Here is an 8,281-nt window from a genome sequence, read left to right on the forward strand (position 1 = left end):
CGTTAATCAATTTCCCATACACAACGCACTACCGATGATCCATTCGTCATCTGTATAACAGAATTTGCGCCTCCTAATGGCATATATACATATACATATAGACCACCTCCTTGTTCTGAAGAGGTCCAATAGCTACTATTATTCAGGGGACTTTTAAAGCTATTTCTCACCGCATTAACAGCAGCAAATTGCGTATTCGCAGGCAAGTACCATTTGTAGTCCGAATGTTCCACATCATTTATATTCTCGTAATTTTCATTCTTATGGAAACACGTTCTAACTGCTGTCATCCTGCCACTAAACAAGCCCTGTAGCTTATAAGTGTTATTCTTGCCATTCCGGAATCTCGTATCATCCTTTATTTGCAATGCCGTAGTACTTGTAGCCCATTGTATCGCTACTGTTTCGTCCTCGCTCTGAATAAAGAGTGGACGAGTAAACTTATAATGGCCTGAACCTGTAGAAGTTTCTTTTAGCTCTCCACCGAAATAACCTACATAATAGATACCGGCAATCTCTGCCGTAATGGTTATCGTCTTCGTTGATTTATCTGTTTGGTTTTCGAATGTAATCATTGCTTCACATCCGATTTTACTATAGTCTTTGGCAGCCATTGTAAAGGACACCACGTCTCCTTCGCCAGTATTATAACCTCCGGTTTTACCATTCAACTGCTGTACATTCTGGATAATTCCATCAGGATCTTCTACTATTATTTTCCAACCATAGTTGGCTCTCACCTTGAAACTTTTTACTGCTCCATCCAGCGGATAAGATTCTTCGGCATCCGTCCGCAGTGCATAGTTAATATGTCTGACGAAAATGCTACTCGATATATTTGAGACACCATCAGTGGCTGTAAATTCGAGTTTCGACGTTCTGTCCTGGAACGGGTTTTCATCCAGGTTAGCCGGCAGAGTCGGTTTTATCGAATAGGAAATTGTTCCCGTACCGCCATTGCCATTGGTTACAGTTCCCGTTGCCGGTGCACCAGCATCCGAAGGGAAGGCATAGGAGCCTACCACCGTATTACTAATATTCATATCGACATCCTTCGGTTGCCAATTTACTGTAAGTACCTGTTCATCGGGCAGCGAACCTTCATTGCTCACAAATAACATTTCCGCCTGGGCCGGCTGACCATCAACCAGTAACTGCACATCCAACGGTTCGACAAGCGATTGATCCACCTTCACCGCATAACGCAACCTGCCGGCAGCAATCCATATAATCGCACTTCGGTCCTTCGTACCGTCGTTTTTTTCCACAGTAACCAACGCTTTTGTTTTATTGTTTGCCGCACCTTTATTGGGTGTAAGTGCAACCCACGTTACATTTTTCTCCTCATCTGTTGCATCCACTATTTTTTCCACATACCACCCTGATTTACCATTCGTGGCGGTGGTTGTATAATCAGTTTGCACATAGAATACATTATCACTTTGTTCGGTGTCTATCTTATTGCTGCCAAATGAGAATTCCCCCTGACTCACGGCCAGCATATTCTGCCCATCGAAAACGATATTACCCATATCGGCTTGGTTCCATGGCAAAACATTGGCCTCAATATTGATAGGTTCGCTTTTGAATGCGGTTTCCGGATCGTCGTAGCCTGGGCCTGACACGCTTGTTATGTTGAACACATATTGGTGGTTGCGCAGGACATCAAGATATGTCTTTGTTTCGCCCGATTTGCTAAAGAAATCTATACGGTAGTAGTAGGTTTTGGAATCATAAACGCCACCCACTACAAGGCATGTGCGGTTCAGTAAACCTTTTGCGTTTTTATGTTTTTTGCTTTCATCATCCCCTTCAGTATCCGTATGGTTTTCGGCTTCAAATATATATATCTCGCCTACACAATTATTACCGGTTGTATTGATCTCGGTTTTATTATCTTCATTATTATAAACGAGTGGCCCTTTGGTAAGTGTAGCCGCTGAAGGAACAGTAGGCACGGTGACTTTCTCCTCGCCTTTACTCCATGCCGTAGTGGCCGGTGCCACAGTCCCATGCGTATTGTAATTATACACACGAACACTGGTCAATTCGAAGGTACTTTTGCCTACCGCCGCGTCTACCTTTACATCTACCCTGGCCAGCATACGGGTGAGCGGAACCGCATTCGTTCCGGTCAGGTCGGTTTGGTCGTTGATCGTTTTAGGGCCTATATCCCCCCACATAGGCATGGGTTCGTAGCCTGTCGCTGTTTTAGTGGCGATCCATTTGCCACCGGCAGGCATCTCTTTTATCAGCGCGGCTAGTGCTTCGTCTTTTGTTTGTCCTTTATGTGTTGTGGCGGCCACGATCCCATGTGCATTAGCGATGATGGCTAAATCATAATTTCCCTGTTTGAGTTCTACTGTAAACGTCTTTTTTTTGCTGTCAGTTTTGTCGGTTTCAATACTTCCTTTACATTCTGCCGTATATGCAAGACCGCCTCCGCTTCCCTGATTAAATACCAATACGTCGATCTCGGTTACCTCGTTTTCGTCCTTTTCCTCCAGTGCCCGTGTAGCGGGGGTGTTTGCTCCCGGTAGCTGAATAGCGAATTTCACCCGTACATCACCGTCGGTTTTCGGGGCATTTTCGTTGTACTCGTCTGTACACGCCGCGAGTGCTAACAGCATGATGGCGGTTAACAGCCTGAGCATACTTTTTCTTCCGTTAAATTTCATAACTATATCTGTTTTGATTTTTTCAACTAGATTCTTATAATCCGGTTCCACTACTGCTCCACGTCCAGTCGTCTACCCGTATACCTACCACTGCCCAAGTGTCTTCATCACCGTTGTGTTCAAGGGTGAACTCCAGTTCGTAGGTATCGTGTTTATCCAGATCCTGCTGTTCATTGTACAGCGGATTCCGCATGATGGTGGGCGTCAGTGCAATGTCGGCCAACTGCTCGTCGGCTTTTCCGGTTTCCTGTTTGATGATGACCAAATGTAGGTCATCGTCCACCATCAGGCGTTGGGTGGTGAATGCAAAGGGGTACGCAACCCGTGTTTTGGCAGGTTGCGGCATATAGGTGTACACGGGCGATCCGCCCGGGTAATTATTTTCGAAGGTATAGTGTCCGTTTGTTCCTGCGATGTAGGCATGCAGGTTTACAGACGTGGGGAGGGGCCGGTCGAAGTTCGTAGTTACATTTATGTAGTTGGTATTCTTCATCATATTGATGACTACAATTCCGGTTTCTTCATTCACGGTCAGCGCGCGACTTCCGTGATAGATGGGTTGGGTGTTGGCTTTTACCACCCCGCCGTTCTCAGGTTTCAGTTTAAGGCGTGCAGTAGATAGTTTCTCTGTTTCGCTTACTTCAAATTCATCACTGGTATTCATCCAGGCCACCAGGGTATAGTTTCCTTCAGGCAGTGCCATTTTATGTATATAATTCGTTGCCGCCAATTGTTCCTTGGTCAGGCGTGCGTTGTGTTGCAGTGCACCTGCATCATCATACACATACAGGTCGACGTATTCTACAACCGTGGCAAATACATCTGCTCCTGTGGTGTTGATATCGCACCGAAGCAACATGGTTACTTCTCGGGTAACGGGCGTGCAGTCGCTATCTTCTCCCAGGCAACTGCTCAACAGGGCTATGCTTGCAGCCAGGCAAATATTTATAATCGATCGTATATGTTTCATTGTTCTTGTCCTTTAAGAGTTATGGGAAGGGTCTGTCAAAAGTAAATAATTTACTGTAGGGGCGGTTCGCGAACCGCCCGAATATGGTTCATTTGTATTCTGTGTATTGGGCGGTTCGCGAACCGCCCCTACAGCTAAAGGAACTTATGACACACCCTCCTTATAGTAATAATTAGAGACCTACGCCTGTTTCAACTAAATTCCATGGAAGTACATTGATGCTTACTTTCATCTTAGTACTTTCTTCAATAGGATCTGTTGGTTTTACAGGTGGGTTTACCGGATCTGTGATTGGGTCGCCATCTATATCCTTATCTCCTTCTTCGGTGTTTGTTCCGATTTTAGCTACACTTTGGATTTTGATATCGTAGTAGTTGTTACGGCTTACGGTGTATTTCTCCGCAGCATTTTCATCTGTAATCCAGAATGCATAGTAGCAAGTACCACCAGCATATTTCACTACTCCTTCTCTCGAACCACCATTACCAATATTGACTGCATCATCTTCGCTAGCATAAATACCGGCCTTCCATGCTTTTTCACTTTTGTCGTAAACGCGCCAGAAATTTCCATCCACCAGAGTCATATCCTTAGGAGTGTACACACCTTTAACCCATGCATGCGTTGCTTTTCCTTGCAGAGCAGTATTAGGAGCGGAGTTTTCCGTAGCATAAGTAGCTGTTGCGCCATCTATGTAATTTTCAGAATCATTAGAAAACATATAGTTCCCATCTGTATAAGCAACATCGCGTAAAGGAGTATTTAAGATACCACCGTCGTATACTGGGAAAAGATGCATTTGTTTGGGGTTACCACCAATCCTGTATTTCATATCGGTAAAAGTACCATCGGTTACAGTAATGCCGGCTGCCAAATCTACGTTTACCTTAGCTACGGCACGACCTACTTCGATTTTGATGTCATTCTCACTACCATCTTCCGATACCACGATGTTCTTAGCCAAAGCATCACTTACATTAGTCATAAAGAAACCGGCAGGATTTGTCAACTTGGCCATAGTTAGGCTAGACAATACTTTTTTCTTTGCTTCTTCCAACGAAGTACCCTCATCAATAGTAGGTAGTGTCAAACCGTCAGGGTTTACGGCTGCATAGAAATAGTGCGAACCAGTAGTGATCGTTACAAGTTCTCCATTATCCATCTCAGTCTTAGTCAACGGTACGGCTTTCTCAAATTTAGCAGTCGCATCAAAGATGTAAATGATTGCATTTTTTATTTTACCTTCATTACCCTCTGTCGGTTTAGTCGCTCTGGTATCGGGTCCCGATTGTGACAACCGGATACGTGCCACCGTAGGTTCTCCGTTAGGTATAATACCACCGTTATCTACTTCGTCATCATTACTACAGCTAGCAAACCCTAAAGTCAGGGCGCAAGCCATCATTACATACTTAAAATTCATTTTCATGTTTTTTAAAAATTAATAAAAAATAGTTGTTACTTAATTATTTTATCTATCTCATCGCTGTTACTTTTATTCACAGACGTTGTTTTAAAGTTTGAGATCATACTTCCTTACCAGCTTGCTCACCTCCGAATCCCTTTCGATGCGCAGTACCTTTTCTTCGTCCAGCCGGCACGCTTCTTTCAGACACTCTATCGCCTGTGGTTCGTTGGCCAGCCGAGCCGAAAGTATCGCCAATAGGTAATATACATTGGCTGTCTTTTCCAGTGGCACCAGCATATTCAGCGCCCGGCTGTTCTGTCCCACGCAGGCCAGAGCCAAAGCCGTGTTGTAATCCTTATATCCGCTCAGGATACTTAGTGCACGCTGGTATTCACGGTTTTTCATCAGTTGCAGTGCGTGGGTATATTCACTGCGTTGCTCAGGCGTAAAATTCGTATTTGAGATCAGGCTTCCATCGGCCAGTTCATCCATCGATGAGATCAGGAAGGCCAGCGTATCCGACCGGTTAAGGTTGTAGCGGCTGCGATCCGTAGCGGCGATGTATCCTTTCAGGGTTAGCTTCAGGCTTTTCAGGTCGCGGGTAACGGGATACTCCTGAGTGTAGCGGTAGCTGAAGTTATGCTCGCTTACTATCGTGCTGCTGTATTTTGCATCCGGTTTGTAAGGATACGGAACCATTCGTTCGAAGGTTTCCCCAGCCCGGCTGCCTTTCATTTCGTTGAGCTCTATGCGCTCTTGCATCCGATGCTGTTGAGCCAGCCGGATAGAATCTTCCTGTTCGGGCATCAGCGGGTTCAGGGTTTCGGGAGTGACGTTGCCCAGGTAGAACTCACGATATTTGGGCGGCACGGTGCCCAGGGTGATTTGATATTGCGCAGGCGCCTCCTTTATCATTTTCCTACGCTGGTTGCGGTATTTCCTTCCCAGTTCGGTGGTATCCATGTGCATGATCAGTGCGCGCGACAAATCGGCCTGATATTTATCGTAGTGCTTGTCCAGGCTTTCTTTCAGCTTCATGCGTTGGCGGATATTGCGTTCGTCATACGCTTGTTGCTGCCGGTTCTTCCACTGAATGTACTCTTGTTGCTTGGTCCAGGTGTTGTAGTAGCTATTCAGTTCGCTTTTGCGGCGGCGGTCCAGTTCGCGATCTATTGCTTGACGGTTCACAAAGACGGTATCGTATCCCGAGGGGTCGACAATGGTAGCCATATAGTCTTCAAAGCGTTTGTAGTCCTGCTCTTGTGTTGCAATGAAATCTTTTCCGCGTAATACCACCTCCTCCAGTTTCACCAGCGAATCGTTGTGCAGCAACTCTGGGGTAAGGCAGATCTGATACTTGTCGGACAGGAACTCTTTGGGCACGCGGATCACGAAGTCAAGGATCACCCGTCCCTCGCGCAGGGGTGCGAATCGTGCTTTAGACACGACCGTTACCTGTTGGATGGCGTACACCTTGGAGGTATCCAGCCGGGTAGCGGCATCCGGGTTTGCAACTTCCCCTTGTTCCTCCCGGGGATCGGCGGTATAATTCACCTGCTCGGCCAACACCCGTGCCCCACCCGAAGAGCTGCTTCCGGCCTCTTCGCCATAGTGGGTGATATTAATTCTTCCGGGTTGCAGAAAGAGAGGCTCCGTAAGATATGCATGCCGGGTGGTGGTGCAGGAAAAAAGCATCACCAACAACAGCGACAATATATATATAGGTATATTTTTATTCATAATCGGATAGGCGGAACGGGTTTATCTTCCCTTGCCTTCTCTTTTAGCGTTATCTTCTTTTTTGGTTTTCACCTCTTCCAGGTTGTGCGCAGCCTCCTTGACACCGGCTACGGATGCCTGGTTGAACAGTTCTCCGGCTTTATCCAAATCACCTTTGAGCAGGTATATCGCGCCCAGGTTATTCCATGCCGCCGGAAGGTGTTGTGCCTTCTCCAACAGGCGCAGGGCGGTATTTTCTTCGCCATTTTCGATTAAGAGTGCAGCCGCATTGCTCAGCGCTGTCGCATCATTAGGATAGTACTGCGGAATGGTTTCCATGATGATGCGGCGGTACTCGGGGCTTTCCTTGCCGTAGCTCTCCGCTACGCGGTAGAGTTCGGCTTGCGAGAGCTTCTCCGGACTGNNAGCAGTGCACGGGCTTCGGTATTGTTGTAGCTGCGCACGGCATAGTCAATCTGGTATTCCACCCGGCGCAGTTCGGGGAATACGTCGCGTGACAGGCGGCTGTAAACAGACAACGTTTTTAGCCTTCTTTCTTTCGCGTCGTACTCATCGCTATTGTTGATAATGCTGAGTACCTGCTCCTTTTGCGGCAAGTCGCTGCTGCTTTCAACAATTGCTTTGAGTCCTTCCCAGTCTTCGGCAATGGACTTAACAGTAAAGATTTGTTCGGTCATCATATAGCGATTCCTGATATAATCTTTCAGAGCAATGGCTCGCTCGCGGGCCAGTTTTTCGTTACTGCTGTATTTACCTTCGGGCGAGGCGTAGCCTTCGATAAACAGTCCGGTGATCCGGCTATCCATATCGGCCATCACTTCGGTCAGAGCCTGGTCGATCTTACCCAGTTCCACGGGGTTGCGGCGGAAATCGGGCAGGATCACGGAGCGACCGCTTTGGAAATCGAGGAAGGCACTTCCCTGGCGGTTGCGGGTTTTGTTTTCTTCTCCCGGTGTAACCAGGGTAACCCGGGGTTGCACCTGGTAGGGTTCGCGCAATTCGGTGGTCACGCCGTTACCCAATGTGTATGTGTACAGGTATTGCTCTCCACCACAACCTGTCATTTCCTGGTTCAGGGTGAGGCTGGCATTGTCCATCCACAGTCGGTAGGGTACGCTGTAGGAATAGGTCAGCGTTTCGCCTGTATATTTGTTGGCATCAACCAATATGTGAGGAGCACGATAGCCGGCCAACCATTCATTGCTGCTGATACTGAACCAACGGCGGTTGAGACGCGTGCGCTGTTCACCGTTTACTTGTATGTAGGGAAAGGTTAGTGTGTGCTCGTTATCGTCTTTGAGTTCGGGGGTGAATATCATGGTGGCACAGGCCGGCACGGCACGGGAATCGATGCGGAGTTCGAAGCTGATGTGCAGGCTGTCGCCTTGTTCCTTGAATTCGCCGGATTGGATGTGGAAAGCGCCACGGTAGTCCTGGGCGCTAAGCCCGAAGCTGGTAAACAAAAAAAGAAAGAGACCAAGCCGC

Annotated in this window: 6 protein-coding genes; all 6 read right to left on the reverse strand. The window is 47.2% G+C overall.

Annotation, left to right across the window (positions count from 1 at the left end; translation table 11 throughout):
* Positions 1 to 2: 2 nt before the first annotated feature.
* On the reverse strand, positions 3 to 2,678 hold the full coding sequence (locus tag D0T87_RS07395) for a DUF4906 domain-containing protein (protein ID WP_163174324.1): 2,676 nt from the start codon (positions 2,676 to 2,678) through the stop codon (positions 3 to 5).
* Between the two features lie 34 nt (positions 2,679 to 2,712).
* Positions 2,713 to 3,648, reverse strand: a complete 936-nt coding sequence (locus tag D0T87_RS07400; RefSeq protein WP_163174326.1) for a FimB/Mfa2 family fimbrial subunit — start codon at positions 3,646 to 3,648, stop codon at positions 2,713 to 2,715.
* Between the two features lie 172 nt (positions 3,649 to 3,820).
* Positions 3,821 to 5,071: an Mfa1 family fimbria major subunit gene (locus tag D0T87_RS07405; RefSeq protein WP_163174328.1), complete on the reverse strand. Its 1,251-nt coding sequence runs from the start codon at positions 5,069 to 5,071 to the stop codon at positions 3,821 to 3,823.
* Positions 5,072 to 5,161: 90 nt separating this feature from the next.
* Complete coding sequence (locus D0T87_RS07410) at positions 5,162 to 6,796, reverse strand: hypothetical protein (RefSeq protein ID WP_163174330.1); 1,635 nt, start codon at positions 6,794 to 6,796, stop codon at positions 5,162 to 5,164.
* A 21-nt stretch (positions 6,797 to 6,817) separates the two neighbouring features.
* The gene (locus D0T87_RS07415) at positions 6,818 to 7,114 is read right to left on the reverse strand and encodes a tetratricopeptide repeat protein (RefSeq protein ID WP_163174332.1); all 297 of its coding nucleotides are present in this window, start codon (positions 7,112 to 7,114) and stop codon (positions 6,818 to 6,820) included.
* A gap of 44 nt (positions 7,115 to 7,158) precedes the next feature.
* The coding region (locus tag D0T87_RS07420; RefSeq protein WP_163174334.1) for a DUF3868 domain-containing protein at positions 7,159 to 8,281 on the reverse strand (1,123 nt) is incomplete at its 5' end.

The organism is Bacteroides sp. 51 (genome assembly GCF_010500965.1).
In the GTDB taxonomy this organism is placed as follows: domain Bacteria; phylum Bacteroidota; class Bacteroidia; order Bacteroidales; family Bacteroidaceae; genus Bacteroides.